The sequence below is a fragment of the Flectobacillus longus genome (assembly GCF_030056705.1).
In the GTDB taxonomy this organism is placed as follows: Bacteria; Bacteroidota; Bacteroidia; order Cytophagales; family Spirosomataceae; genus Flectobacillus; species Flectobacillus longus.
In genome coordinates this window covers 180503-206721 of the sequence record NZ_JASHIC010000002.1, presented here as the reverse complement: position 1 = coordinate 206721, position 26219 = coordinate 180503, and the positions used below count along the sequence as shown (strand labels likewise).

At 37.1% G+C, this 26219-nt stretch carries 21 protein-coding genes; 15 read left to right on the top strand and 6 right to left on the bottom strand.

The genetic code is table 11. The features are described 5' to 3' along the window. Positions 1–252: 252 nt before the first annotated feature. Positions 253–2088, top strand: a complete 1836-nt coding sequence (locus QM491_RS02235; protein ID WP_283325622.1) for a 3-keto-alpha-glucoside-1,2-lyase-like domain-containing protein — start codon at positions 253–255, stop codon at positions 2086–2088. A gap of 54 nt (positions 2089–2142) precedes the next feature. Then, positions 2143–4062, top strand: a complete 1920-nt coding sequence (locus tag QM491_RS02230; protein WP_283325621.1) for an auracyanin family protein — start codon at positions 2143–2145, stop codon at positions 4060–4062. A gap of 96 nt (positions 4063–4158) precedes the next feature. On the opposite strand, the gene QM491_RS02225 is transcribed toward QM491_RS02230, so the two are convergent. The 4 genes from QM491_RS02225 to QM491_RS02210 form a co-directional block, all read right to left on the bottom strand. Beyond that, a complete protein-coding gene (locus QM491_RS02225) occupies positions 4159–4503 on the bottom strand; it encodes a hypothetical protein (RefSeq protein ID WP_283325620.1) in 345 nt (114 codons plus the stop codon). Between the two features lie 58 nt (positions 4504–4561). Next, positions 4562–4972 carry a hypothetical protein gene (locus tag QM491_RS02220; protein ID WP_283325619.1) on the bottom strand — a complete coding sequence of 137 codons (411 nt, stop codon included), beginning with the start codon at positions 4970–4972 and terminating at the stop codon, positions 4562–4564. 540 nt (positions 4973–5512) lie between these two features. Then, entirely contained in the window at positions 5513–6019 is a 507-nt protein-coding gene (locus QM491_RS02215; protein WP_283325618.1) for a SixA phosphatase family protein, read from the bottom strand. A 90-nt stretch (positions 6020–6109) separates the two neighbouring features. Next, a complete protein-coding gene (locus QM491_RS02210; protein WP_374761241.1) occupies positions 6110–8215 on the bottom strand; it encodes a prolyl oligopeptidase family serine peptidase in 2106 nt (701 codons plus the stop codon). A gap of 300 nt (positions 8216–8515) precedes the next feature. On the opposite strand from QM491_RS02210, the gene QM491_RS02205 reads away from it, so the two are divergent. The 6 genes from QM491_RS02205 to QM491_RS02180 all read left to right on the top strand — a co-directional run bounded on the left by QM491_RS02205 (position 8516) and on the right by QM491_RS02180 (position 16219). Then, on the top strand, positions 8516–8701 hold the full coding sequence (locus QM491_RS02205) for an HTH domain-containing protein (protein ID WP_283325617.1): 186 nt from the start codon (positions 8516–8518) through the stop codon (positions 8699–8701). Positions 8702–8877: 176 nt separating this feature from the next. Then, positions 8878–9918, top strand: a complete 1041-nt coding sequence (locus tag QM491_RS02200) for a sensor histidine kinase (RefSeq protein WP_283325616.1) — start codon at positions 8878–8880, stop codon at positions 9916–9918. A gap of 323 nt (positions 9919–10241) precedes the next feature. Next, a complete protein-coding gene (locus tag QM491_RS02195; RefSeq protein WP_283325615.1) occupies positions 10242–10982 on the top strand; it encodes a LytR/AlgR family response regulator transcription factor in 741 nt (246 codons plus the stop codon). Between the two features lie 460 nt (positions 10983–11442). Beyond that, positions 11443–14172: a TonB-dependent receptor gene (locus QM491_RS02190; RefSeq protein ID WP_283325614.1), complete on the top strand. Its 2730-nt coding sequence runs from the start codon at positions 11443–11445 to the stop codon at positions 14170–14172. A gap of 22 nt (positions 14173–14194) precedes the next feature. Next, positions 14195–15019, top strand: a complete 825-nt coding sequence (locus tag QM491_RS02185) for a DUF4249 domain-containing protein (protein WP_283325613.1) — start codon at positions 14195–14197, stop codon at positions 15017–15019. A 207-nt stretch (positions 15020–15226) separates the two neighbouring features. Then, on the top strand, positions 15227–16219 hold the full coding sequence (locus tag QM491_RS02180) for a sterol desaturase family protein (RefSeq protein WP_283325612.1): 993 nt from the start codon (positions 15227–15229) through the stop codon (positions 16217–16219). Positions 16220–16282: 63 nt separating this feature from the next. Here the strand turns inward: QM491_RS02180 and QM491_RS02175 are convergent, their stop codons facing one another. Beyond that, complete coding sequence (locus QM491_RS02175) at positions 16283–16741, bottom strand: hypothetical protein (protein ID WP_283325611.1); 459 nt, start codon at positions 16739–16741, stop codon at positions 16283–16285. 181 nt (positions 16742–16922) lie between these two features. Between QM491_RS02175 and QM491_RS02170 the strand changes: the two genes are divergently transcribed. From QM491_RS02170 to QM491_RS02140, 7 genes are all read left to right on the top strand, one after another. Next, a complete protein-coding gene (locus QM491_RS02170) occupies positions 16923–18437 on the top strand; it encodes an oligosaccharide flippase family protein (RefSeq protein ID WP_283325610.1) in 1515 nt (504 codons plus the stop codon). Between the two features lie 204 nt (positions 18438–18641). Then, a complete protein-coding gene (locus QM491_RS02165) occupies positions 18642–18971 on the top strand; it encodes a hypothetical protein (RefSeq protein ID WP_283325609.1) in 330 nt (109 codons plus the stop codon). 87 nt (positions 18972–19058) lie between these two features. Further along, positions 19059–19349 (top strand): cell division protein ZapA, encoded by a 291-nt coding sequence (locus QM491_RS02160; RefSeq protein ID WP_283325608.1) that lies wholly within the window; start codon positions 19059–19061, stop codon positions 19347–19349. Between the two features lie 326 nt (positions 19350–19675). Further along, positions 19676–21253 carry a ribonuclease Y gene (gene rny / locus QM491_RS02155; RefSeq protein WP_095160212.1) on the top strand — a complete coding sequence of 526 codons (1578 nt, stop codon included), beginning with the start codon at positions 19676–19678 and terminating at the stop codon, positions 21251–21253. A 104-nt stretch (positions 21254–21357) separates the two neighbouring features. Beyond that, positions 21358–22806: a DNA/RNA non-specific endonuclease gene (locus QM491_RS02150; protein WP_283325607.1), complete on the top strand. Its 1449-nt coding sequence runs from the start codon at positions 21358–21360 to the stop codon at positions 22804–22806. A gap of 173 nt (positions 22807–22979) precedes the next feature. Continuing rightward, the gene (locus QM491_RS02145) at positions 22980–23417 is read left to right on the top strand and encodes a GNAT family N-acetyltransferase (protein WP_283325606.1); all 438 of its coding nucleotides are present in this window, start codon (positions 22980–22982) and stop codon (positions 23415–23417) included. Between the two features lie 218 nt (positions 23418–23635). After that, the gene (locus QM491_RS02140; protein ID WP_283325605.1) at positions 23636–24961 is read left to right on the top strand and encodes a DEAD/DEAH box helicase; all 1326 of its coding nucleotides are present in this window, start codon (positions 23636–23638) and stop codon (positions 24959–24961) included. A 244-nt stretch (positions 24962–25205) separates the two neighbouring features. Here the strand turns inward: QM491_RS02140 and QM491_RS02135 are convergent, their stop codons facing one another. Then, complete coding sequence (locus tag QM491_RS02135) at positions 25206–26171, bottom strand: hypothetical protein (RefSeq protein ID WP_283325604.1); 966 nt, start codon at positions 26169–26171, stop codon at positions 25206–25208. Positions 26172–26219: the final 48 nt, after the last annotated feature.

Here is a 26219-nt window from a genome sequence, read left to right as displayed (position 1 = left end):
TAATTCATTTTTCACTTTGTACTGCTTTTTTTTTGCTACTTTAAGTATATTTTTTCTAAAAAACATTCAAATTTTAAAAAAACGTCTTTTATCTTTACCAATATAGAACAGTGTAGAACTCTATAAAACCATTGATACATTTGATTATTAGAAAATTGTAAATATAAATCCAACAATCCTCAACCGTCAAAAGGCTCATTGTAATGCGCTCTTTGTGCCTTGAACTAACTAGCAAAACTACTATCCATCCTAATGTTGAAGCGACTATTTTTTCTTCTATTTCCAGTTTCGGTGTATGCACAAACCGAAATACAGCTCAATGACTTGAGTCAATTCCAAAAGCCTAGTGTCAACTGGTCTATCGAAGGGCAGATTGTAGGTAGTCCTCAAGGTGAAGCCTTAGTCACAAGCCCTGGCAAAGGTATTTTGGTAAATACCTTAAAAGCTGCTAAATATCAACGTACCGACGATTTGGTATTTGCGTTGGAGCATGGTGACATTCGTTTGTCACTCGACTATATGATTCCGAAGGGGTCTAATTCGGGTATTTATTTGCAAAGCCGTTATGAAATTCAAATTTTGGATAGCTGGTTGAAACTTCATCCAAGTGATGGCGACGCAGGTGCTATTTATCATCGTTGGGACGAATCTCGTGGTACAGGAAAAGAAGGCTACGAGGGACATCCTCCTCGTCAAAATGCTATCAAAGCTCCAGGCCTTTGGAATCATATCGAGATAGATTTTCAAGCACCGAAGTTTGACGCAAATGGCAAAAAAATTGCTAATGCAAAATTTGTTAAAATCACTCTTAATGGTGTTACACTTCACGAAAATGTAGAACTCTTGGGAGTTACACGCGGTGCTGTTTCGACACAAGAAACTAGCAAAGCACCTTTGATGATTCAAGGAGACCATGGTCAAGTAGCGTTCAAAAATATTCGCTATGAAGTTTTTGATAAGCCTTTGGTACAAATGGGAACTGCCACATATTCTTATTACAAAGGCAAATTGGCTGACCTTAAGGTAAAAGACCAAAAACCTGAAGTTATGAGTACTACCAAAGAACCTTCAATGAAATTGGCAGAGGCTAAATCTGACTTTTTGTTGAAATTTGATGGCACGATTACAATTCCAGAAAAAGATGCCTATACTTTCACAACCAATTGGACTGGAACAGGAGCCTTATTGGTCGATGGTGATACTATTACTACAGGTAGCCACTGGTACAATGAAGACGTTCAAGGCAAAAGAACCTTATCGGCTGGAGCTCATAAATATACCTTGTACTATGCCAAGGACTTTGGATGGGGTCCAAAAGCCCTTGGGTGTTTTGTAGAACGTGTAGGTACGCATCGCCAGTCGATTACCGAACGTACTTCTTTACCTGAACCAGAAGCAACGCCATTAGTAGAAATCACGATTGACCAAGAGCCAAAACTACAACGCTCTTTTGTTGTGTATAATGACCGTAAAAAAACACATGCTATTAGTGTAGGTTTGCCAGGAGGGTTAAACTTCTCTTATGACCTTAATCAAGGAGGTTTCTTGGAATGTTGGAGAGGTAAATTTTTGGATGCAACGCAAATGTGGCATGACCGTGGCGAACCACAAACTGCTGCGCCAATGGGCGTTACAGTTCAGTCAAATGGTAAGTTTCCGTTAGCCTCTATCGCAAGTGCTACGGCTAACTTTCCTGATTCTTTGAATAAAACGGAATTGAAATACAAAGGATACCAACTCGTAAAGCAAGAAAATGGCGTGGCATATCCTGTATTTACTTATGAATACAATGGTTTGTCTATCAAAGATCAAACGATTTCTTCTACGAAAAACGAAGGTTTGGTTCGTCGTTTACAAATCGGAGGCAATGCAATCAGTTCACAGCCATTGTACGCACTTGTGGCAGAAGGAGAGGTTATTAAGAATGTTGGTAAAAATTTGTATGCCATCAATAACCAAACTTATTATGTAGAGCTTTTGGGCGAGACTGCCAATCAACAAGCTGTGGTTCGTCAGTCAAACGGCAAAACCCAATTATTGATTCCTGTGAGTGGATTAAAAGAGGTAAGTTACCAAGTGACTTTCTAAGCAATCATTGTATTCACAGATTTTTCAACATTTCTATTTAAGCATTCAAGATTTATGAAAAGATATTATCAATTACTCCTCACCCTAGGACTCTTGGGACTTGGAGCATCTTCGGGAATAGCACAAAACAAACCAAAGCCTTTAACAGAAGAAGATTTTTATGAAATAAAAACCGTTGCCATTCCAGACGGTATCCGCTTAGAGGCGGGTGGTCTTGCTCCTATGCCTGACGGTCGTTTGGGTGTATGTACACGTCGTGGTGAAGTTTGGATTATTGAAAACCCTTACCAAACCAATGGTACAAAACCTAGTTACAAACTCTTTGCGAGTGGCTTGCACGAGTCTTTGGGTTTAGCATACCGTGATGGTTCTTTTTACTGTACACAACGTGGTGAATTGACTAAATTGACAGATACCGACGGCGATGACAAAGCTGATTTATACGAAAATGTAGCTAATTGGGACTTGTCTGGCAACTACCACGAATATTCTTATGGACCAGTTTTTGATAAAAACGGCGATATGTATCTTACTTTCAACGTGGCATGGGTAGGTTATGGCGAAGGCAAATTGGCCAAATGGCGTGGATGGTTGGTAAAAGTAACCAAAGATGGCAAACTAGAGCCAGTTGCTACAGGATTGCGCTCACCAGCAGGCTTTACGGTAAACTCTAATGGTGATGTATTATTTGGCGAAAACCAAGGTGACTGGGTTGGTTCAGGACGTGTGACACACCTCGAAAAAGGAGATTTTGCAGGAAACGCAGGTGGATTGTATTGGACAAAAGAACCAAATTCTCCTTTGAAATTAACCAAAGAAGACCTTCCAGATACTGGCGAACCAATGTATGAAGCTGCCAAGAAAGTAAAAGCGTTGAAATTACCAGCAGTGTGGTTCCCTCATGCTATCATGGGTATTTCGACTGCCGATATGATTGAGGATGAAACCAATGGCAAGTTTGGCCCATTCCAAGGACAATACATTGTATTTGACCAAGGACAATCAAAAGCCATGCGTATGAGTTTGGAAAAAGTAAATGGCAAATACCAAGGTGCTTGTTACCCATTCCGCGAAGGTTTCCAATCAGGTACTGTGCGTGCACGTTGGGGTAACGATGGTTCTATTTTCGTAGGGATGACTTCACGTGGTTGGGGTTCTACTGGAAAAGATTTATATGGTTTACAGCGCTTGGTTTGGAATGGTCGTTTGCCTTTCGAAATGAAAACAATTAGTGCACAACCAGATGGTTTTGAGATTGAATTTACACAACCTGTGGACGCTAAAACCGCCGCTGATGCAGCGAATTATGAACTAAAAAGCTTCACATATAAATATCACCACAACTACGGTAGTCCGATTATTAATCAAGAAAAGACGCCATTGAAAGGAATTATTGTATCAGCAGACCGCAAGAAGGTTCGTTTAGTAATTGACAACTTGCGTAAAGGATATATCCATGAAGTTCGCCCATCGGGTATCTTAAACGAGGAAGGACAACCTCTTTTGCATGAAGTCGGGTATTATACACTCAACAATATTCCTGATGGCGAAGCGGCTCAGTTAACAGAATCTCAGAAAGTAAAAGCTAGCACAGCTCCAGCACCAAGTACAAGCACGCCAGCGAAAAAGACGGCTCCTATTAATGGTACTAAAAAGGTAGCAGATGCAGGTTTAATTGACAGCAAACAAGTAGCAACTTTATTGAAAAAACACGCTTGTACCAGTTGTCATGCCGAAGCTACACGTGTAGTAGGTCCTCCGTTTACAGAGGTTGCGAAACGAAATTATACAAATGAGCAAATTTTGGAATTGGTCTATCACCCAAAACCAGAAAACTGGCCAGATTATGCCACCGAAATGGCTTCTATGACGCATGTGCCAAAGGCTGATGTACTAAAAATTGCGGCTTGGATTAATGCACTTGGTAAGAAGAAGGCTCAAGCAGATTTGAACAAGTTGGAGAATCACGACTAGGATATTGAGTGATTTGGTGAATGAGTAATTTAGTGATTGTTTTAGTATTCTAAAATTTATTCAATCACTAAATCACTCATTCACTCAATCTAAAAACTACTCCCCTACTACACCTTTACTAGTATCTTGAAGGGCAATGGTAGATTTTTTGACTTTCTTGGTGTATGGCATTTTGTAATTAACAGGCTCCGTTGACGACGTTCTCTCAATTACTAAGCCACTTTCTACCGTTTTACTTCCTAAACTCTGCTTGTAATTCCTGTTCGAAACTACCTGCTCGGTCTGCGTAATGTACTTTGATTTTTTGGCTGCCGCAGCTGCCTTGTTTGGGTGCTTGTAGTTGCCAGTGTTGTAACTAGGGTCACCCGCTGGGATTTCTTGGGCGAGTGCTCCAAAGCTTGCCATCAACAACAAACCCGCCCCAAAAACTGATACTTTCATGATTCAATAAATTTTAATTGTATGTGATTTGTTTCAGAAAATTCACATCAAGAAAAACTTATGCAGCCATTCCATAATCATCTACATCAAAACGTTTTTTGTATAACGCTCTGAATGTAGGAACCATACCTAACATTTCGTCTAGTTTGTACTGAGCCTTACGATAAGTATAGTTATTTTTATTAGACGCTACTAAGTTTCTGAAAAGATGAGACATCATATAGAGCTCTTGTTCGTGCATAGTAAAATCTAATATTTCATACATTAAGAAACCCTTCTGTCCATCTTCGCGTACCATAAATAGTACTAAGTAAAAGTTCTCATCTTTTACAAATGAGATGACTTGGTTTTGGTTGAATTCTTTTGGCATATATCCAAAATCAACTAAACAATCTAATATCTCTACCTCGTTTATGCTTGTATATAAATTAGGAGTCAAAAACTGATTTGATTTCATCGTCGCTTCCATATCTTTCCTTATTTTATTGTGGTTTTATTTTGTTTCGTTTGTTGCTTCTACTAAGAATTACGACCGAAAGTTTACAATAAAAAAAATCAATGTCAAGCACCTCATTTTTTAACAAAAAGTTGATTTTTAGCCCTTTTTCAGATGATTTTAGCCTTTTTTTAAATACTAATACTACTTTTAAAATACACTTTATCAACAAAAATCATTTTTTATTGATAAACCAGCTTTTTTTGATAGCACTCTTTCTCAAAAACATAAAAACTAAATTTTTCAAATATTTTTTTGTACTTTAATTTCTTGCAAGTTGACATTCGGTATCCTTATATCTAAATTTTAATTCTTTTTTCAAAAAGGAGATATAAAAACTATTGTTATAGCAATTATTCATACGAAAAATGACAAATGTAGGTATAATTGAGGGTACTTTCTCCAAAAAAGAAATAAGCATTTTTACTTATAAATATTTCAATATTTTTTTGCACCAAACAAAAATCCCCTGCATAGTCTAGCTATACAGGGGACTTCTCATCCTATTATTCGCTAATATTTACTTGCTTCAAACCTTAGCACTTTGCCTTTCTTCCTGCTAATAATATATAGATTATCATACTCTGTATCTGGCAATATCTTGGTTTCAAAATTAACCCCAAATTTTCGGATGATATCTGGTACGGTATTGCTATGACCTACAATCAAGATTGTCTTGTTTTGAACACCTACTTTTTCCAAATTGTCTGACAAAACTGCATCTTTGGCACTATACCAAAGTGTATCTATCCGATTTTTGATACGAAGCGAATCAGCGGTCTGTTGCACACGCAAATACTCAGTTACAAAGATTTTTTGAATATCTGCTTTTGCTAAGCGTTGATACAAAGCCCCAGCTCGTTGATGTCCTTGAACATTGAGTGGACGCATACGGTCGTTTCCTTGAAAAGCCACATCCTTTTCCGCATGACGAACCACATAAATCTTCTGGGTGGTCTGACAAGCCGTCAGACTCAACATTACCCAAAATAGAGAAGCAAAATTGATTTTTGGTAGCATAGCTTTCTGAGAGGGGTTAGGCAAGAGGCACTAGGCAAGGAGTATTTTTATTTTTCACTAGTGCCTCTTTGCCTAATCCCTATCCCCTCTTTACAATTTTTTCGGAACAAAGCCCATGTTATAAAACAAAAACGCATAAATATCTGCTGTTTGCTCGATGCTTTTGGCAGTATTACTTGCACCGTGACCAGAGTTTACATCTACACGAATCAACAAAGGGTTACTAGATACTGGTCCCGCTTTTTCCTGTAACTCAGCTGTGTATTTGAATGAATGCGCTGGTACAACACGGTCATCATGGTCGGCGGTCGTTACCATAGTGGCAGGATATGCCACCGATTTGATATTGTGCAATGGAGAATATTGGAATAAATTCTTGAAATCGGTAGCATCGTCCGAATTACCATATTCTGGTGACCAGTTCCAACCGATGGTAAATTTATGATAACGCAACATATCCATTACTCCCACTTGTGGGAACGCCACTTTACATAAGTCTGGGCGTTGGTTAATCACTGCTCCTACCAACAAGCCACCATTTGAGCCTCCTCTTAGTGCCAAATGTTGATTATCACAATATTTCTGAGCAATCAGGTATTCGCCAGCAGCAATGAAATCATCAAACACATTTTGTTTTTTGAGCTTCATACCTGCTTCATGCCATTTTTCACCGTACTCAGCTCCACCACGAATATTTGCCAAAGCATATACACCACCTTGCTCCAAGAAAGGAATCAAAGTAGCACTAAAAGCTGGTAACGAACTTACATTAAAACCTCCGTAAGCATACAATAAGGTTGGATTTTGACTATTGAGCTGAAGTCCTTTTTTGTAAGTAATAAACATAGGAACCTTGGTTCCGTCTTTACTGGTATAAAAAATTTGCTTCGTTTCAAACGCTGATGGATCAAAACTTAACTCAGGTTTAGTAAATACTGTACTTTTCTTGGTAGCAATATCATAGCGATATATCGTTGGCGGAAAAGTGAACGACGTGAAAGTATAAAATACAAACTTATCGTCGGCATTGCCTCCAAAACCCGAGCAAGTACCCAAGCCTGGCAATTTCACTTCGTTTTCTAATTTACCATCCATTGCGTGTACATATACACGAGTCGTTACGTCTTTGAGGTAAGACAAAAACAATTTTCCACCAGCAGTACGAGCCCCTTGAAGCGGTTCAGCTTTTTCAGGAATAACCACTTTCCAAGATTTATTAGCAGGATTAAATCGAACGATTTTCGAGTTTTGAGCATTCTCATTGGTTTCTATCAAAAACTCATCGCCGATATTATCGATTACCGAATAACTAAATTTGTCAACTTCTGCCACGATAGGTTGGAAAGACTCTTGTCCTGCTTTTTTGTAAAAAAGCGCATTTCCTTCTTTGCCTTTACCACGGTCAGAGACAATCAGAATAGCAAACTTTTCGTCTTCTGTTACTTGTAAATAATGGAAACGTTGTAAGTTTTTCAAATCTTGATAAACCAATTGGTCATCAGATTGGGGTGTACCTACACGGTGGAACCAAACTTGGTGATTTTCATTTTTGGCTGCTAAAGCACTTCCTTCTGGTTTGGGATAACGGCTGTAATAAAAGCCATTGCCCTGCCAAGAAATCGTAGAAACCTTAATCCATTCGATTTTTTCGGACAAATTGGTTTTCGTTGTCAAGTCCATCACATAGCCATCTTGCCAGTCCGAACCACCTTTTGAAAGGGTGTAGGCTGCATATTTGCCATCTTTCGAAATCACAAAACTTTGCAAGCGTGTAGTACCATCGGGCGACAATTGGTTAGGATCAAGCACCACCTCAGGCGCACCATTCAAGCCTTTTTGACGATATAAAACTGATTGATTTTGTAAGCCATTGTTTTTGTAAAAATAAAACCATTCGCCCTTGCGAGAAGGAGCAGAAAGTTTTTGATAATTAAAAACTTGCTCGATACGCTTTTTGAGGGCGTTACGATAGGGGATTTTTTCGAGGTAATCAAAAGTCAATGTATTTTGAGCTTTTACCCATTGTGCCGTTTCGGCAGAACGGTCATCTTCGAGCCAACGATACGGGTCGGCTACTTGTGTACCATGATAATTATCGACTTGATTTACTTTTGCTGTTTCGGGGTATTTCCACTGCGCCATACTTAACATAGGAGCCAGTACCAAGGCTGATACTAGCGAAAGGGATTTGTTCATTTTCGATGAAGAATTAGGTTTGTTGAATAAGAGTTTTTTCGAAAATACGGATAAATTTTGAGTTTTAGATAGCCCTAGCTCAATTGTGAGTGATGAATTGTGAATCAGGGCTGTACAACTATTGCGGATTTGGGATGTGGGATTTCGGAAGTGTCACCAGTCTTATTAATTGGCTTTTACATGTAGAGACGTGGTACTATAAGAATAATCAATGAGTGCATCGGCTACGGTTTACTTACTCCCACATTTAATTATGATTTTGCGAGTGTAACCCTCGAAATCAAACAAAAGAAAATAGTTATGTCGGAGAAGGTTCTTAAACTAATCAATCACAATCCTTATATTACTACAATAGCCTTAGCAAAAGAATTAGACAAAAGCCAAAGAACCATCGAAAGAGCTATTAAAAGCTTGAAAACAGAAAACAAAATCGAAAGAGTTGGAGGCGACAACGGCGGATATTGGAAAGTAATAGTCTCTATCTAGCATATTCATTAGAGATCCGAATAATGTTCCACAAACAATCCAGTACTTCTTAGAATAGAATAACTAGCAGCTTCCTTGTCTCAAGAAAAAACATTTTCGTCGTTGAAATACAATACTTTACACTTCTCTCTTGGGAGGGAAGTGTAAAGTACTTATGTTTGTAGAAAAAACTGAGTGTGACTATTTCTATCAAAAATATCAACAAACAACAAGCACTTTTCCACATTATTGGGTGGATTTGCTTCTTGTCATTACCATATTTACTAAGAGGAACAACTCCAGATCCTCCCAAAATCAATCCTAGCCTGCCTCCTCCCAACGCAAATGCAACCATGTATTTTACGTTGTTGAGTATGCTCAATATCCCTTTCTTTTACCTCAATTCACAAGTTTTGATTCCTAAAATTTGGACAAAGCGTAATAATGTGTGGTTGTATATCATTGCGCTAATTGTGGCAATGACTGCACTTTTTTACTTAAATGGTTTAGGAAAGGTATTATTATTTGGACCAAATGCAACAAGATTCCCTCGTTTGGGTACTATATTCCAAACGCTGTTTGTCTTGGCAATTAGCACAAGCTACCGCATTATGGCCGATAATATCCACAAAGAAGAAGTTCGCAAAGAACAAGAAAATGAGAGGCTCAAATCTGAGCTTTCATTTTTGCGTTCGCAGATAAGCCCACACTTCATGTTCAATGTGCTCAATAGCATTGTATCCTTGTCAAGACGCAAGCCTGATATGGTTGAACCTGTGGTTATTAAGCTCTCCGAACTTATGCGTTATATGTTATATGAGTCTGAAGGAACAAAAGTATTATTGAGCAAAGAAATTCAATATTTACAAAGTTACATCGACTTACAAATGATTCGTTTTGGAGATGATGTTGTCGTTTCTTTTCAGAAACCCGAAAAAGAATCTAATATTTTACTCGAACCCATGCTCATTATTCCATTTGTCGAAAATGCCTTTAAACATGGTATTGGTATGATTCTAAACCCAGAAATTCATATCGCTATGGAGGTAGAAGATAAAGGCTTGATATTTTCGGTAAAAAATAAAATAAATCCTAAACCTGAAGCCAAAGACCATGCTTCTGGTATTGGACTAAGTAATGTGAGGCGTCGCCTAGCATTGTTGTATCCAGAACAACATCAACTCATCATCACACAGGATAGTCATTGGTATGACGTTCGTCTACACATTCAAGTATAAGTCGGATAATTCTTGTATTTTAGCTTAACCTAGCTGTTGTTAGGCTATAAATACCTTGTGTCAAGGGCACACAAGGCTAAAAATCTGCTTGACTTTTTCTACATTCGCAAAGCCTAAGGCAACTCTTTTCGGTAACTAATAGTCTTAATGCTATAGGCAATTAGCAGTGAGCATTGGGTTAAAAGGTTTATATTGTTTCATTAGAAATATGATTAAACTTTTGGTCTACAGCATAACGCTTAAAGCCTAATGCGGGTAATATTAATGTAATTTTACTCATTAGCTTATTAGTTGCTTTTTGATTTTCAAATACTTCTCAAAATATGATAAAACTAAACTGTCTAGCGGTAGATGACGAGAACCTTGCTCTAGATTTATTGGAAGATAATATTAACAAAGTTCCCTTTCTAAACTTAGTAAAACGCTGTAAAAATGCTTTTGATGCTATTGAAACACTTCAAAATGAGTCGATTGACTTAGTTTTTTTAGATATTCAAATGCCCGGAATTACGGGAGTTCAATTCTTACAAAGTGTCAAAGAACCTCCAATGGTAATTTTTATTACGGCTTATCAACAATACGCATTAGAAGGCTTTGATTTGGATGTGGTAGACTACTTACTCAAACCTGTTTCTTTTGATAGATTCCTAAAAGCTGTAAACAAAGCTTACGATTTACATAACCTGAAATTAAAAAGCGCTCAGGTTACAGAAGTCGAGGAAAAAGAAAAAGGGCTTGTGTATGAAACAGATTCTATTTTTGTCAATGCTGACTATTCTTTGGTAAAAGTCAAAATCTCAGATATTACGTATATCGAGGGACTGAAGGATTATATCAAAATTCATTTGGAAGGAACCACCAAGCCTATCGTGACTCGTATGACCATGAAGGCTATTGAAGAGAAACTTCCTACGGAACATTTCTTCCGTATTCATAAATCATATATCGTAGCAATGCCTAAAATTGAGTCTATTCGTAATCTCAAAATCAAAATTGGCAATATGCAAATCCCTGTCAGCGAGCACTATTCTGAAGAATTCTTCAAAAGAATAGGGCAAAACTAACAAGTGCTGAATTATGAGTTGTTAATTGTGAGTGTAAAATTGTCCTTGCTCAAAGAGCGCCGTAGGAGAGAGAAATTTCAATCTAACCGATATTGTTTCTCACCTACAGCGCTCTTTTTTTAATAACATAGGGAATACAATTTTCTTAATAATCAGACTTCTCTCTACATTTTGGGAAATTGCGAAAGGTAAAGCAACCTATATTGGACTAGTAAACTACCTTTTATCCGAAACATTTCTCACCCCAAAACACCCTTTGTGCATTTGCACCTCTGCCACTTTGTTCCTCCAATAACAATATCGCCAAAATTCCCACTTCTATCTACAAACCTATGCGATAGAGCGATTTCTTATATTGAAACGGCAACGTTTATCGGTTCTTCTTTAGTCCCTGATATTGGGAAAATGCAAAAACTGCATCACAAAAGCTTAACCAAACACATTCGTTACACTATCAAGCATGAGAAAAATACTATTACTGTTCGCATTAATTTGCATTCAATGGTCTTTTCAAGCATGGGGACAACAAACACCTCTACCTGTCAATACAACAGGAATTACCATTGCCGATGAATTCTATAATAATGCTCTTCTTTCTGAAATTTGTCAAGATTTAATTAAGAAAACAGGAGTGAAAATAGATGCTGATCCTACCCTTCTGAGCAAATACCGTATTAGCTATTGGTTTCAGAAAATCAAAGCAGAAATTGGCTTTACTAATGCGTTAAAAAATACAGAGTTGAAGATATATGTCGACGAAAACAGTGTCCTTCATATCGTACCTAAATCTCAAAAAGTTACTGTTGCCAAAGCCATTACCGAACAACAATACAAAGGCAAATCAGAGAAAACAAACTTTAGTATTTCTGGAAAAATCGTAGATGCGCTCACTGGCGAATCGCTAGCTTTTACAACAATTACCGTAAAAGGTAGAAAAACTGGAGTTCAGACCAACGTCGATGGACTTTTCACTATCCAGAAAGTCCCTTCTGATACTAGTGCCTTGGTAATTAGCTATATAGGTTACAGAACTTTAACCTATTATCTAAACCCTCAAACGCCCACTAGCAACCTGCGTATTGACCTAGTGCCTGCCAATGAAGAATTGGATGAGGTAAAAGTAACAGGAGAAAAAACCGAAATCATGAAAGTCAACGAAACCGTTGGGATGTTTATGATGACTCCTAAAAATATTGCAAAACTTCCCAACGTGGGAGAAAAAGATATTTTCCGAGGTTTTCAGTTGATGCCAGGGATTAGTGCTGCCAACCAATCGTCCTCAGGCTTATATGTACGTGGTGGTACGCCAGACCAAAACCTTGTCTTATATGACGGATTTACCGTGTACTATGTCGACCACCTTTATGGATTCTTTAGTGCCTTCAACTCCAATGCCATCAAAGACGTACGTTTGTTTAAAGGAGGCTTTGAAGCAAAATATGGCGGTCGTGTATCCAGTGTGGTTGATATAACTAGTAAAGACGGTAATCAAAAGGAATTTAATGCTACTGCTGATGTAGGCTTGTTAAGTGCCAATATTTTAGCAGAAGGCCCTATTACCAAAAAGATGACCTTCGTGGTAGCAGCTCGCCACTCGTGGGCTGGACCGATTTACAACAAAATCTTCAATACTTTCAAAGCTCAACAAGCTGCCAATAGTAGCAACAACGCTGGCTTTGCAGGTGGCTTTGCTCGTAGATTTCAGTCTGGACAAACGGTGTCTTCTTATTTTTATGACCTCAATGGCAAAGTTACCTATCGTCCAACCCAACGAGATAATATTACGCTGAGTTTTTATAATGGGGAAGATTTTTTGGATAATTCACAAAACTTATCACTGCCATTTGGTGGCGGTCGAGGAGGTGGTTTTGCTAATACTGACGTCTCTAACTGGGGCAATACAGGTTCAAGTTTGAAATGGTCACGCCAATGGACTGAGCGCTTTTATACCAATACGCTCTTTAGTTTTTCAAACTATTACAGCAACCGAGATAACACCAACCAAAATACGATTACTCTTACCGATGGCACAACTCAAAACGTCAAGTTTGGTTCTTTGGAAAACAATGACTTAAAGGATATTTCTTTTAAATCAGATTTTGAATATCGTCTATCATCTCATCAGTTGATTGAAATGGGTGTGCAGGCTAGTCACTTACAAATAGATTATGCCTATAGTCAAAATGACACCACTGTAATTTTAGGAAAAAATGATAGAGGAAATTTGATTTCGGCCTACCTCCAAGACCAAATCAAATTTGGTGATAGCAAATTGGTTTTGAAACCAAGTTTAAGAACCACTTATTACGATGTAACCAAAAAGAACTATTTAGAACCTCGACTTTCTGCGACTTTTTCTTTAACCAAAAAACTCATGCTCAAAGGCGCTTTGGGGCAATATTATCAGTTTGCTAAACAAGTGGAGCGTGAAGATATTACCAATGGTAGCCGTAGTTTCTGGTTGTTGGCCAATGACAGCTACTTACCTGTTACTTCTTCTAAGCACTATATTATTGGTGCTAGTTATGAAATAGACGATTATGTATTTGACGTAGAAGCCTATTACAAAGACATCGACAACGATACCCGTTACACACTGCGCTTTGTACCAACGGTAGGCAGAGGCTTGTCTGCTAGTGAAACCTTCTTTACAGGTACAGGAAAAGTAAGAGGTATTGACTTTTTGATCCAGAAAAAATTTGGAGACTACACAGGTTGGATAGGCTACACCTTAGCCAAGTCAGAAAAAAGTATTGCACAGTTTTCAGCAACGCCATTTCCTTCTAACTACGACGTTCGCAATGAATTCAAAAGTGTAAATATGTACAAAATGGGACACTGGGATTTTTCTCTTACATGGATATATGCCTCTGGTATGCCATATACCTCTATTACAGGTGGCTATATCATCAAGTTATTGGATGGTACCGAAAAAGACTACACAAGCCCCTCAACGACAAATGCCAATCGTTTGCCAGATTCACATCGTATGGACGTAGCAGCCACTTATAACTTCAAACACGGCAGTATTGGTTTGTCTATTTACAATTTATATGGACGTCAGAATGTTTGGTACAAAAAATTCCAAACCATTACCGACAGCGACACCAACGAAAAGTATTTGTCTGTTACCAATGTAAATTACTTGGGCTTTACGCCAAATATCACCTTTACTTATAAATTGAAATAATCCGTAAAAGCATTTACATATCATGAAAATATATCATTTTATATTAGCCATTTTGTTGGGAGGCATCTTATCGAGCTGTAGCAATGAAGGCTCTGTAGAAGTTACCGACAATGCAGTAATAGAAGCTTATCTTGTAGCTGGTCAATATATTACCATGCACGTCAAAAAAGAAATCCCGTACAGTGACCAAAGTATTAGTTCAGAAGAACCAATTGAAGGCTTGAAGATTACTGTAACGGGAGATGGTAAAACTTACACGCTTGAATCTTTGGGTAATGGCGATTATCGTTCAGACACAACTGTTAAGCTCAAAGTTGGCGTGAGCTACAGTATGAGTTTTGTCTATAATGGAAAAACTGTTTCGGCCACAACGATTATTCCAAGCAAGCCCGAAAATTACGCTCTTGACCAAAGCTCTATTTATTTATCACAAATTGATTTGAGTAGTGGTGGTAGACCTATGGGCGGCATGGGCGGAACCAACATTCAGGTGACTTGGGACAACACCACAAGCGATTATTATTTTGTAGTAGTAGACAATATCGAAGCAAACCCTACACCAATTTATATTTTGGCCGACGATGCCGACTCTACTATGTTTACAAGACGTTTTAGAAGTCAGCCTGTACAAGGAACCTCAACAAGTGTAAACCCCAACGAATTTCAGTATTTTGGGATGCACAATGTCATTTTGATGCACGTAAATCCTGATTATGCTGCCCTGTATCGCAGCTCTGGCTCAACCTCCCAAAACATAAGTACCCCTCCGACTAGCATTACGAATGGACTAGGCGTATTTACAGGTGTAAATGCCGACACAACTAAATTCGAAGTCAAACAACGATAAGATAAAGTATTCTATGAAATAAGACTCTATTTAATATAGCATTCATAGAATACTTCTTTTTTTTAACATAAAACCCAGAGCAAAACATCAATTAAAACCATTATAAATCTTTTATAAACACAAATCATCATCAATCAATAAACCAAGAAAAAAAACATTTTATTTTATTTATTTTGCATAAAACTCAACTATATAAAGTTTCACACTATGCAAGATATATTTCATTTCCTACAAAGTCTACTACAGGAGCTTATTATTTTTTTAAGACTAGAAGGTCTTTTGTCAATTATTCATGAAGGTAATTGGCGAGCATTCAAAACTACCGATGGTATCTTCACGTTGCTAATGCCTTTGGCTCCAATTATTATTATTGCTGAAGTTTTTCTTCTTTTTATCACACATCAATTCAAGAAAAAAACCTATACAATACCTTTCCTTATTATTATCATTAACCGTATTCTTGAGAAAGTCTTAAAACTATCAATTACTATCTTTTTCATCACTTTATTCAAGGATTATGCTCTATTCAATATTAGTTTAAAATGGTACTTTATCCCGCTTGGTTATCTTATTTATGAACTAAACTCATTTATCAGACACTATGCTGCTCACAAAATTAGATTACTTTGGTGTAGCCATGCTGTACATCATTCTGCTACAGAACTAACGTCTTCTGTTACTTTAACGACTGCATATTTAGAAAACATTTATACCGATATATTTGCAGCTAGCTTTTGTACCCTAATGGGGCTAACACCCTCCTTATTCTTTTTCGTAATGATTTTGGATAGTATTTGGGGCGCATTTGTTCATGTCAGTGAAAAAACTCTTAAAAATGGTAAACTTGGTTTTTTAGAAAAACTTATTCTAACGCCATCTCATCATAGAGTACATCATGCTAGCAATGATTTATACATGGACACCAATTTTTGTTCTATTATCAATTTTTGGGATAGATTTTTTGGCACATACCAAGAAGAAAAAATCGAAGTGCCTATCAAATACGGTATTACACGACCTATGAATGCCAATAACTTTTGGGATGTTTATTTTGGTGAGTATGTGGCATTATGGCACGATGTCAAAAATGCGAAAGGAATCAATAAAATCAAATATATCTTTATGCCTCCAGGATGGCACCCTAATGGCGAGCAACAAACGGCAAAAATACTACGAAAAAAAGCATTGAGTAGACAATAAAATCAAAGCCTCCAAGTCATATAAAAAACTTGGAGGCTTTATTATTTTGATGAAAGTTCTCTACTATTTTATTTTCCCAAACTGATAACCAACTCCCAACCACGAGCGAATAATACCGCTTGTTCCTTGAATATTGTTGATATAAGGTGATATTTCGTAGTTGACACTCAATTGTGGTAGTTTCTCTAAAGGATATATTCTTGTTCCTATTGAGCCAAAGTACCCTTTCACTAAATCATCTTTATTGACAATAGCTCCGATAAACCCAAAGTTTACACCGCCACCAACATAAAAATTAGCTTTCCCAGCTTTTGCCACATTGAGCATCAATGCAGGCTCAGTATTCAAAGATGAAGAGAATGAGTTGAGTTGAAAACGGCAATCTACCCACAGTCTTTTGGTAGCATTGCTCGATACAGAAAGGATATTATTCCAAGGATAATAACTAATGGCCTGTGCTTGAAGCTTTATCGTATTCGATAAAACCAAGATTAGCCCTAATAATAAGAGGCTTTTCCTCATAATTTTTTTTTTTAGTATAAATAAAAATGATTCCAAATAGTCAAAAACCAACTATGATAATTCAATATCTCCAAGTCGATTTATGTCAAAGATAAAAGAAGTCTTATGGCGAACCAATAATAAATCATCAACTCTCTGTAACTTTGCACTATTGATTAAAATACACTGAACTTACTCTAATATGTCAGTTTTAAAAAAATTGGCGGGCGAAACCGCATCTTATGGCATCTCTACCATTTTGGGGCGTTCGCTCAATTTCCTATTAGTATTTATTCATACCGCAGCATTTTTGCCAGAAGATTTGGGTATCAATGTCAAGCTATACAGCTATGTAGCGGTAGCCAATATTCTTTACACTTATGGAATGGAAACGGCATTTTTTCGCTTTGCAGCCGAAGATAAGACCCGTTATTATAATCTTATTCAATCTGCTTTATTGATTACTAGTACCATTTTTTCGGGTATATTAATTTTATTTTCATCTTCAATCATCACAGATTTGGGTTATCCACATCGTGAGTTAGATTTGACCTGCTTGGCTCTCATTGTTTGGTTAGACTCTATTACTGCGATTCCGTTTGCACGGTTGCGTTTGGAGAAAGCAACTAAAAAATTCGTAACAGCTAAAATTCTCAACATTTTGATTAATGTTGGTTTGAATATATTCTTTTTACTAGGCTTAAAAAAAATATCAGAAGGTGATTATCTCACTTTTTTACAACCTCTCGCTAGCACCTTGTATATTCCTTCGATTGGTGCAGGGTATATCATTTTGGCAAATTTGTTAGCCAACGCTTCATATATATGGTTGTTAAGAAAGGAAATCTTTGATTATAAGTTCGAATTTGAGTGGCCTTTATTTAAAGAACTTTTGGTATATGCCTACCCTATTATGATTATGGGTTTGGCAGGAATGATCAATCAAGTGTTTGACAGAATTTTGTTAGAACAATTTTTACCTGAAAACTTTTACCCAGGTCGTACCTCCCGTCAAGCCTTAGGAATTTATGGCAATGCCTATAAGCTTTCTATTTTTATGGCTTTGTCTACACAAGCCTTCAGATATGCAGCTGAACCTTTTTTCCTATCAAAGACTAAGGATAAAAACTCTACCGAAACCTTGGCAGAAGCCACCAAATGGTTCACCATTGTTTGTATCTTTATCTGGTTAGGAGTGTGTCTTAACCTTGACTGGCTCAAAAAACTATTTTTACGCAAGGCAATTTACCAAGAAGGCGTTACCGTAGTACCTTTATTGTTGTTGGCAAATTTATTCTTAGGAGTCTATTACAATATTTCTGTTTGGTTTAAGTTAAATAACAAGACCTATTTTGGCACGATTATTACGTTTATAGGTTTGGCAATAACTGTGGTTTTAAATATTGTCCTCATTCCTAAACTTGGTTATATGGGGTGTGCTTGGGCATTTCTGATTTCATGTTTTACGATGACGGTACTATGTTACTATTGGGGACAAAAATATTATCCTGTTCCGTATAGAATCAAATCGGCAGTAGGTTATATTGTCAGTGCAGGAGTGCTAATTTATTTCACATTATCAATACCTATTGCAAATCTTTGGATTTCTATTCCATATCATGCTTTGTTGTTGATTCTATACACTATAGGAGTAATTGTTGTGGAGCGTAAAACTGTTCTTCCTGAGAAATGGCAAAAACGCCTTAATTTACGTTAAAATGGTCATTTTGTGTTGAGTTTTTAGGTATTAAACCTAAAGAAAAACCATTCAATAAAAAAAGGCTGACAATTGCTCAATTATTTAAGAGAAAATTAAGAAATTTGTATTAGCTTTAGTTTTTATGTAATCCATAAGACTATTTTCTTCATACTAATCCGATTTACGCAGTAATTCTTACTTTATTTAAAATCCATTTTGCTCATGACTGAATTTCAGATAAGAACCATTATTGATTCCTTAGAGGTAAAACTAAGGAAATTGGTCATGGCCTACACTGAACTAAAAGATCAGCTAAAAGAGTCACAAAAGGAAAAAGAATTACTAAAAAAGAAGATAATCGAGATAGAAAAAGAGAATTTAGATTTACAGAAAAAATTAAACGAACAGTCTAAAAACTTTAAAAAGTCAGATAAATTTACTAAGATTGTAACGAACAATCTCAAAAACGCAGGTGACCCTGCCGAATTGAAGGAAAAAATCGACGAATATATTTTGGAAATAGATAAGTGTATTAGTCAACTAAGCGTTTAAAAATCTCTAGGTAACTGGATATAGCATATATAAAATTATAGCTCAGACAAAGCCGAGACGGTATGAGTCATTAAAAATCCTAAACCAATGGCAGATAAAATCCCTTGCAATATCAATGTAGGTCTTAAGGAGTTCAACCTAATGGTGGGACGAGAGGAGGAAGAGTACGTTCGCAAGGCAGCAAAGTTGATTAATGAAAGAATGGATTTTGTGAGAGAAAAAGTTGGACTCTCTGAATCATACGAACTACTCGCTTTTGTGGCATTAGATTACGCTATCGACAATCTAAAGTTTGACAATAAGCATTCTGATCTCCAAAAAACTGTAATGACCAAAATGTCAGAAATGGATACTCTTTTAGATTCCATTTTGAAATAAAGTCTTAAAGTATATTCGTTTGCACTAAATGTTTTTGCTTCTGATACTTAAAGTTTTCCTATAAGCATCCTTAAGCTAAAGCATCAAGATAGATTATTTAATTAGAATATTTTGACGCAATGTCTGGCACTATAGCTTGGTATCAAGATATATCATATTGTAATATCTGTGTTTTATAGATATTAACTAATCTTCAGCTTTGATATACCCCTCTTCGGTAATTACCTGTTTTAGTATTTTTTTTCACAATCGTTATTTAACTATTGATTTGTGCTCGCTACCGAGCTTGATTCACTAATAAAGCGATTCTAAAACGGTATTCTAAAATGTTAACTCCCATTATTGCTGCTGTAGTTTCTCTTGTGGCAGGTATATTTCTTGGCAAAGTGATTTTTGCAAAAAATACACAAAAAATCGAAGATGAGGCTATTGCCAAAGCTTCAGACATTGTAAAAAATGCTGAGTCTCAAGCTGAGAATATCAAAAAAGACCGTATACTCGAAGCAAAAGAAAAGTTCCTCAAATTGAGAGCCGAGTTTGAAGACGACTCAAATAAAAAGAAACAAATCCTTATTCAAAACGAACAAAAACTTAAAGAAAAAGAACGTAGTATTCAACAATCGATGGAGCAAACGAAGCGCCTCGAATCTGAATTGAGTAGCCAACGTCAATCGTTGAATGCAAAGGATGAAAACTTAAAACGTAAGCTAGAGGAAGCTGACCGTAAACGTGACGAAGCTGAAAAAATGTTAGCTTCTCAAGTAGCACAATTAGAAAAAATCGCAGGTCTTTCCGCAGATGAAGCTCGTCAACAATTGATTGATGCACTACGTGGTGAAGCTGAAACTAAAGCATCTTCTATTATCAAAAATACTATCGAAGAAGCGAAGTTGACAGCTACGAAAGAAGCTAAAAAAGTGGTTATTGAAACGATTCAACGTACCGCTGCCGAAAATGCTATCGAAAACTGTGTGTCTGTATTCAACATCGAATCTGACGATGTAAAAGGTAAAATCATTGGTCGTGAAGGGCGTAACATTCGTGCATTGGAGTCGGCTACTGGTGTTGAATTTATCGTTGACGATACTCCTGAAGCAATTATCATTTCGGGCTTTGATCCTGTTCGTCGTGAAATCGCTCGTTTGTCATTACACCGTTTGGTACAAGATGGTCGTATTCACCCAGCTCGTATCGAAGAAGTTGTGGCTAAAACGAAGAAAAATATTGAAGAAGAAATCATCGAAATCGGTGAGCGTACTGTTATCGATTTGGGTATCCACGGTTTGCATCCAGAGTTAATCAAGATGGTTGGTCGTATGCGTTTCCGTTCATCTTATGGACAGAACCTATTGCAACACTCACGTGAAGTAGCCAAACTTTGTGCTACTATGGCGGCTGAATTGGGATTAAATGCGAAGTTGGCTAAACGTGCAGGTTTGTTACACGATATTGGTAAAGTATGGCCAGAAGAAGCTGAATTACCACACGCTATTTTGGGTATGCAGCTTGCTGAAAAGTACAAAGAGAATGTAGAGGTATGTAATGCTATTGGTGCTCACCACGATGAAATTGAAATGACATCAATGATTTCACCAATCGTTCAGGTATGTGATGCTATTTCAGGCTCTCGCCCAGGTGCTCGTCGTGAAATGATGGAATCATATATGCGTCGTTTGAAAGAACTTGAAGAATTGGCAACAAGCTTCAATGGTGTTCAAAAATGTTATGCTATCCAAGCAGGTCGTGAACTACGTGTATTGGTAGATTCTGAAAATGTGTCTGACGAAAAAGCAAGCATGTTGTCTTACGATATTTCTCAAAAAATCGAAAAAGAAATGCAGTATCCTGGTCAAATCAAGGTAACTGTTATCCGTGAAATGCGTGCTGTAAATTACGCAAAATAATTTCACACAATAAATCACTCAAAAGCCTCATTAAACTACTATGTTTGATGAGGCTTTTTTATGTCAAACTCTTTCAACCCAAATCCATATCATTGTTATTCCCTATGAAAACACACTTTCAATCATTATTTAAAAACCTAACCATTTTCATTGCTAGTTCGTGGTTATTCTATTCATGTGTGAGTGTTTACACACCAAACAATACCAACACGAATACCAATACTAACAAGACCACCAATGTGGTTAAAGTAATCAGTAATTTCCCAGAAAACTTTGACCAAGTAAGTAAAAATAAATATGAAACTGCCACCATCACAACCAACTCAGGAGATTGGTATTTTGAAAATGCCATGATGGGAAGTACTGACAATGATGTCAAAAATGGCGCAAAAGCGATTCGTATCAAAGAAGATGGTTTAGTTCGTTTTGATACAGACTTGACATCAGGTATTTACCAAATCAAATTGAAGGCAGGGCTATATCAGTCGGATAAAACTGCTGCTTTTGAGGTTCGTATTTCAACTAACAGAGGAAATACTTGGTCTAAAATTGGCAACACCATCACATTGACTGATAAGTTTTTAAAAGACTTTACTTTTACGGTAAATACAACTATTCCGACCCGATTTGAAATAGTAAAAGTGGATGGCACCAACGGACGATTGAACATCGACGACGTAAGCGTTTTGGCTTATTCGGGTAATGTTACTCCTACTCCCAACCCAACGCCAACTCCTACGCCCAATCCAAGTCCTAAACCTAATCCAAATCCAAAGCCAGCGCCAAACAACGTAGCAACTAAGGATAATAATTTGTTGCTAGGCAATCCAAGCAATGCTATTAGCAATACTAGCTATTCGAATAATTTTTTGATGTTGAAAAATGCTTACACCCTATCTTATAACAAATCAAAAGCAACAGCCAATTGGGTTAGCTGGCACGTGAGCGCTGCATGGAAAGGCGATGCACAAAGACAAAATGATTTCAGACCTGATAGCTCTCTTCCACAGGGTTGGTCGGCAGTAAATACTAGAGATTATACAGATTCGGGTTTTGATAGAGGACATATTTGTCCGTCAGACGATAGAGATGGAAGCGTGGAAGAAAATCAGGAAACGTTTTTGATGACCAATATGATGCCTCAAGCACCAGATAATAACCGTGGTGTTTGGAAAAACCTAGAAGAATATGCTCGTAGACTCGTAGAGCAAGGTTATGAATTATATGTCATTGCGGGGCCTTATGGACAAGGAGGCTCTGGGTCAAATGGTGAAGCTCAAACCATTGGAAACAAAAATACTATCGTAGTACCTAAATCCGTTTGGAAAATCATTGTTGTATTGCCTGTTGGACAGAACGACTTATATAGAATTGGCACAGATACTCGTGTGATTGCAGTAAACATTCCCAACACCAATCAAGCTGGAGCTACCAATTGGCGTGACTATCGAGTGTCGGTAGATGCCTTGGAAAAACTTACAGGCTTTGATTTTCTTTCAGATGTACCAAAAGATATTCAAAGTGTAATTGAAGCAAGAGTGGATAATAACTAAGATGGAGTTGGGCATAATACGTCTATGATTTTGGAAATAGGTAAATATTCTATTCTTTTAGTAAATTAAAATTCAGAAGTGTATTACACTTCTAAAATCTAATATTTTGTATAAATAATTTCAAAAATCCTATATGCAGGATTAGTGTACAAACCAATAAACATTCATCAACTATGATTGAAGTTAGTATGCCACAGAGTGCAGAACAGTGGGAAAAATATTATGATTTACGTTTTAAAATCTTACGTGAACCATGGGGACAGCCCAAAGGTAGTGAGGTACTAAAGGACGAAGACGAAGCAACGCATGCTATGGCTGTAGATACCGAAAGTAGGCAAATTTTGGGCGTGGCTCGTTTACAAAAAAATAGTCTGACCGAAGGACAAGTTCGTTGTGTGGCGGTATCCAACGAAGCCCAAGGAAAAGGTGTAGGCAAGCTTTTAATGGCTTATCTCGAAGAGGCAGCTCGTCAACAAGGTATGACGCAAATTGTACTAGATGCCCGTCAAAATGCCGTTGCTTTCTATAAAGCCATCGGCTATACTATTATTGCGGATTCGTATTTGCTTTTTGGAGAAATCCCTCATTTTAAAATGACAAAGGATATTTAGTTTTTTTTATCCATCAACTATCGGTATCTATTCTGTAATTTTTCAAACTAAACCAAAAACTAGTTAACTGAAAATCAAAACAATAGCGATTGTATTTTTAGACTATTTCCAAGAAATAATCTTGATAAAGAATAGCTTTTTACCAAAGATATATCGTAACTTTGTAAAAATTAGTACTTCATAGCTCGGCCAAGGTCGAGCTATCGACTTTTACAACCATGACATTCGAAGAATTAAATATCAATACGTTCTTATTAAATGCCCTCAATGATCTAGGGCTCACAGAACCAACTCCCATTCAAGAGCAGGTTTTCTCGGTAGTGATGTCGGGAAGAGATGTTTGTGGCATTGCCCAAACTGGTACGGGAAAAACCTACGCTTATCTATTACCTGCTTTACGACTTTATCAATTCTCAAAGGAAAAACACCCTCAAATTATCATTTTGGTGCCTACACGTGAGTTGGTTGTACAAGTAATGGAATCTGTAAAAGCACTTACCACTTATATGACGGTGCGTACTGTAGGGATTTTTGGCGGGGTAAACACCAAACCACAAACGGCAGAATTACTCCAAGGAGCTGATATCTTGGTAGCAACACCAGGGCGTTTGGTAGACTTTTTGATGAACGGAACCATTAATCCTAAAAACGTAAAACGTTTGATTATTGATGAGTTCGACGAAATGCTTAATTTGGGTTTCCGTGCTCAATTGACTGTAATTTTTGACAAATTACCTTCAAAACGTCAAAACTTACTTTTCTCTGCTACGCTTACCAAAGATGTTGAAACTTTAGTCGAAACCTTCTTTAACTCCCCTGTTCGTATTGAGACAGAGGCAGTTGGCACACCACACCAAAACATTACCCAATCTTATTACTTTGTTCAGAACTTTTATACGAAAGTAAATTTGTTGAATCTTTTGTTAAAAAATGACGAAAGTATGACGAAGGTATTGGTATTTGTGGCAACCAAAAAGTTAGCAGATACTTTGTATGAGCAATTGCAAAAAACACTTCAACACAAGGTGGATGTAATTCACTCAAATAAGAATCAAAACCACCGTTTCAATAGCGTTGGCTTATTTGAGTTAGGCTATTGCCAAGTATTGATTGCTACAGATATTATTGCTAGAGGTTTGGATATTGATGAAGTTACGCACGTAATCAACTTTGATATGCCAGATATGCCTGAAAACTATATTCACCGCATTGGACGTACAGGTCGTTATGATAAAAAAGGGATTGCAATCGCTTTTGTCACCAAAAATGAAGTGGAATATCTGAAACAGGTCGAAACGCTCATGAACTTTGAGTTGCCTATTTTAGATTCTCCAGAAGGTTTAATGATTTCAGACAAATTGCTAGAAGAGGAAATTCCGAAGGCAAAAATGAAGTTTATTACCAAACTTCCTGACATTGCAGACAATAGTGCTTATCATGACAAAAATGATAAGAACAAGAAGGTGAATGTAAGAAGAGACCATAAAGCCGAAATGAAGCGCAAATACGGTAAGTCGTACGAAAACCGTTCTCGCAAATCGTAAGAGAGAGAGCGTTTTATTCTCCTAGTTTTTATTTTAAAAAGGGTTCGGAAAATATTTTCCGAACCCTTTTTAAATGCTATCATGCTAGATTTTACTCAGTTTAAGACGCAATCATTGCGTCTCTACTGATGGAATACATATTTTTACATAATCACTCACTCGTTCAATCACTAAATCGCTAAATTAGGGATTACTCATGTTTGATTGATAGCCAATAAACTTCTATAGTTTGAAGTTGGCAGTTTTATTTTTGAATTTTCACATCAAAAACTACCTTTCCTTGGGCGTAAGCCGCTGTGCCTTTGGTAATAGATTTTACACGAATCAAGCCTTTTTTCACTTTGGTTCCTGAGCCTTTTGAGTAAGCATATATTTTACCTTCTTTTACCAAAACTGATTGTTTGGTTGAAGAAATACTTAAAGCTTGTAAAGTAGTGTTATTAGCTGCATCGAAGTCGATACCTACTGGAGCTTCTTGGAAATAAGTAGCATTGCCACCCGCTGTCGAAGAGCCTCCACAATCAGTATTTGATGCAGGTACAGTTGTCGAATATCCTTGTAAAACTCTTTCTGGATTTGATAAAAACTGTGGTTCATCAGCCGTACGAGTTGAAGCATAAGTAATATCAACAAATTTGATATTTGAATCAATATCACACACTTTGTACACAACGCCTGTTGAAGAAGCAAAACGTGAGCCCAAATCATTGCTTTGTGCACCAAGCTCGATATTATTCCAAGAGGCAATTTGTTCCTCAGAGCCAATAGAAATTTTTAGGGTTTTACGAGAAATTGCACCGCTATTATCTTGTACATCAAAATGAATATAGTTTACGCCAGTACTCGCCGAAACGGTATATTCAAAAGTTTGTGTTTGCTCGTCTACATTTTTCAATTTTACTTCAAACAAAGGTTGGTCGGTAGTGCCACGATAATTAGCTTTATCTGCCACATATACACGTGCCACACGAGGCTTGCCACCATCTGGTGATTTTTTGATTAAAAGTGTTACAGTCACGTTATCGCCCGATCCCGCCAATACTTCTGGATTAGCATTGAGTGTTGGGTCGGTAAAGCTTACATCCAATTTGCCTGTAGCCGCAGGTAGCTCGTTATTTGGGCCAGGAGCCACCACATCAGGAATGGTATTACATGAATAAAGAAGAGCAAAAGAGGCTAAAAAAAGAATTAAGAGAGCAATTTTTTTCATGATGATTGAATTGTTTTTTTTTAATGAGATTGCTGAATAATCACAGCA

Excerpts from the sequence above, each read along its gene's own strand:
- QM491_RS02235 (WP_283325622.1), top strand. The coding sequence starts at position 253 with ATGTTGAAGCGACTATTTTTTCTTCTATTTCCAGTTTCGGTGTATGCA.
- QM491_RS02230 (WP_283325621.1), top strand. The coding sequence starts at position 2,143 with ATGAAAAGATATTATCAATTACTCCTCACCCTAGGACTCTTGGGACTT.
- QM491_RS02225 (WP_283325620.1), bottom strand. The coding sequence starts at position 4,503 with ATGAAAGTATCAGTTTTTGGGGCGGGTTTGTTGTTGATGGCAAGCTTT.
- QM491_RS02220 (WP_283325619.1), bottom strand. The coding sequence starts at position 4,972 with ATGGAAGCGACGATGAAATCAAATCAGTTTTTGACTCCTAATTTATAT.
- QM491_RS02215 (WP_283325618.1), bottom strand. The coding sequence starts at position 6,019 with ATGCTACCAAAAATCAATTTTGCTTCTCTATTTTGGGTAATGTTGAGT.
- QM491_RS02210 (WP_374761241.1), bottom strand. The coding sequence starts at position 8,215 with ATGAACAAATCCCTTTCGCTAGTATCAGCCTTGGTACTGGCTCCTATG.
- QM491_RS02205 (WP_283325617.1), top strand. The coding sequence starts at position 8,516 with ATGTCGGAGAAGGTTCTTAAACTAATCAATCACAATCCTTATATTACT.
- QM491_RS02195 (WP_283325615.1), top strand. The coding sequence starts at position 10,242 with ATGATAAAACTAAACTGTCTAGCGGTAGATGACGAGAACCTTGCTCTA.
- QM491_RS02190 (WP_283325614.1), top strand. The coding sequence starts at position 11,443 with ATGAGAAAAATACTATTACTGTTCGCATTAATTTGCATTCAATGGTCT.
- QM491_RS02185 (WP_283325613.1), top strand. The coding sequence starts at position 14,195 with ATGAAAATATATCATTTTATATTAGCCATTTTGTTGGGAGGCATCTTA.
- QM491_RS02180 (WP_283325612.1), top strand. The coding sequence starts at position 15,227 with ATGCAAGATATATTTCATTTCCTACAAAGTCTACTACAGGAGCTTATT.
- QM491_RS02175 (WP_283325611.1), bottom strand. The coding sequence starts at position 16,741 with ATGAGGAAAAGCCTCTTATTATTAGGGCTAATCTTGGTTTTATCGAAT.
- QM491_RS02170 (WP_283325610.1), top strand. The coding sequence starts at position 16,923 with ATGTCAGTTTTAAAAAAATTGGCGGGCGAAACCGCATCTTATGGCATC.
- QM491_RS02165 (WP_283325609.1), top strand. The coding sequence starts at position 18,642 with ATGACTGAATTTCAGATAAGAACCATTATTGATTCCTTAGAGGTAAAA.
- QM491_RS02160 (WP_283325608.1), top strand. The coding sequence starts at position 19,059 with ATGGCAGATAAAATCCCTTGCAATATCAATGTAGGTCTTAAGGAGTTC.
- rny (WP_095160212.1), top strand. The coding sequence starts at position 19,676 with ATGTTAACTCCCATTATTGCTGCTGTAGTTTCTCTTGTGGCAGGTATA.
- QM491_RS02150 (WP_283325607.1), top strand. The coding sequence starts at position 21,358 with ATGAAAACACACTTTCAATCATTATTTAAAAACCTAACCATTTTCATT.
- QM491_RS02145 (WP_283325606.1), top strand. The coding sequence starts at position 22,980 with ATGATTGAAGTTAGTATGCCACAGAGTGCAGAACAGTGGGAAAAATAT.
- QM491_RS02140 (WP_283325605.1), top strand. The coding sequence starts at position 23,636 with ATGACATTCGAAGAATTAAATATCAATACGTTCTTATTAAATGCCCTC.
- QM491_RS02135 (WP_283325604.1), bottom strand. The coding sequence starts at position 26,171 with ATGAAAAAAATTGCTCTCTTAATTCTTTTTTTAGCCTCTTTTGCTCTT.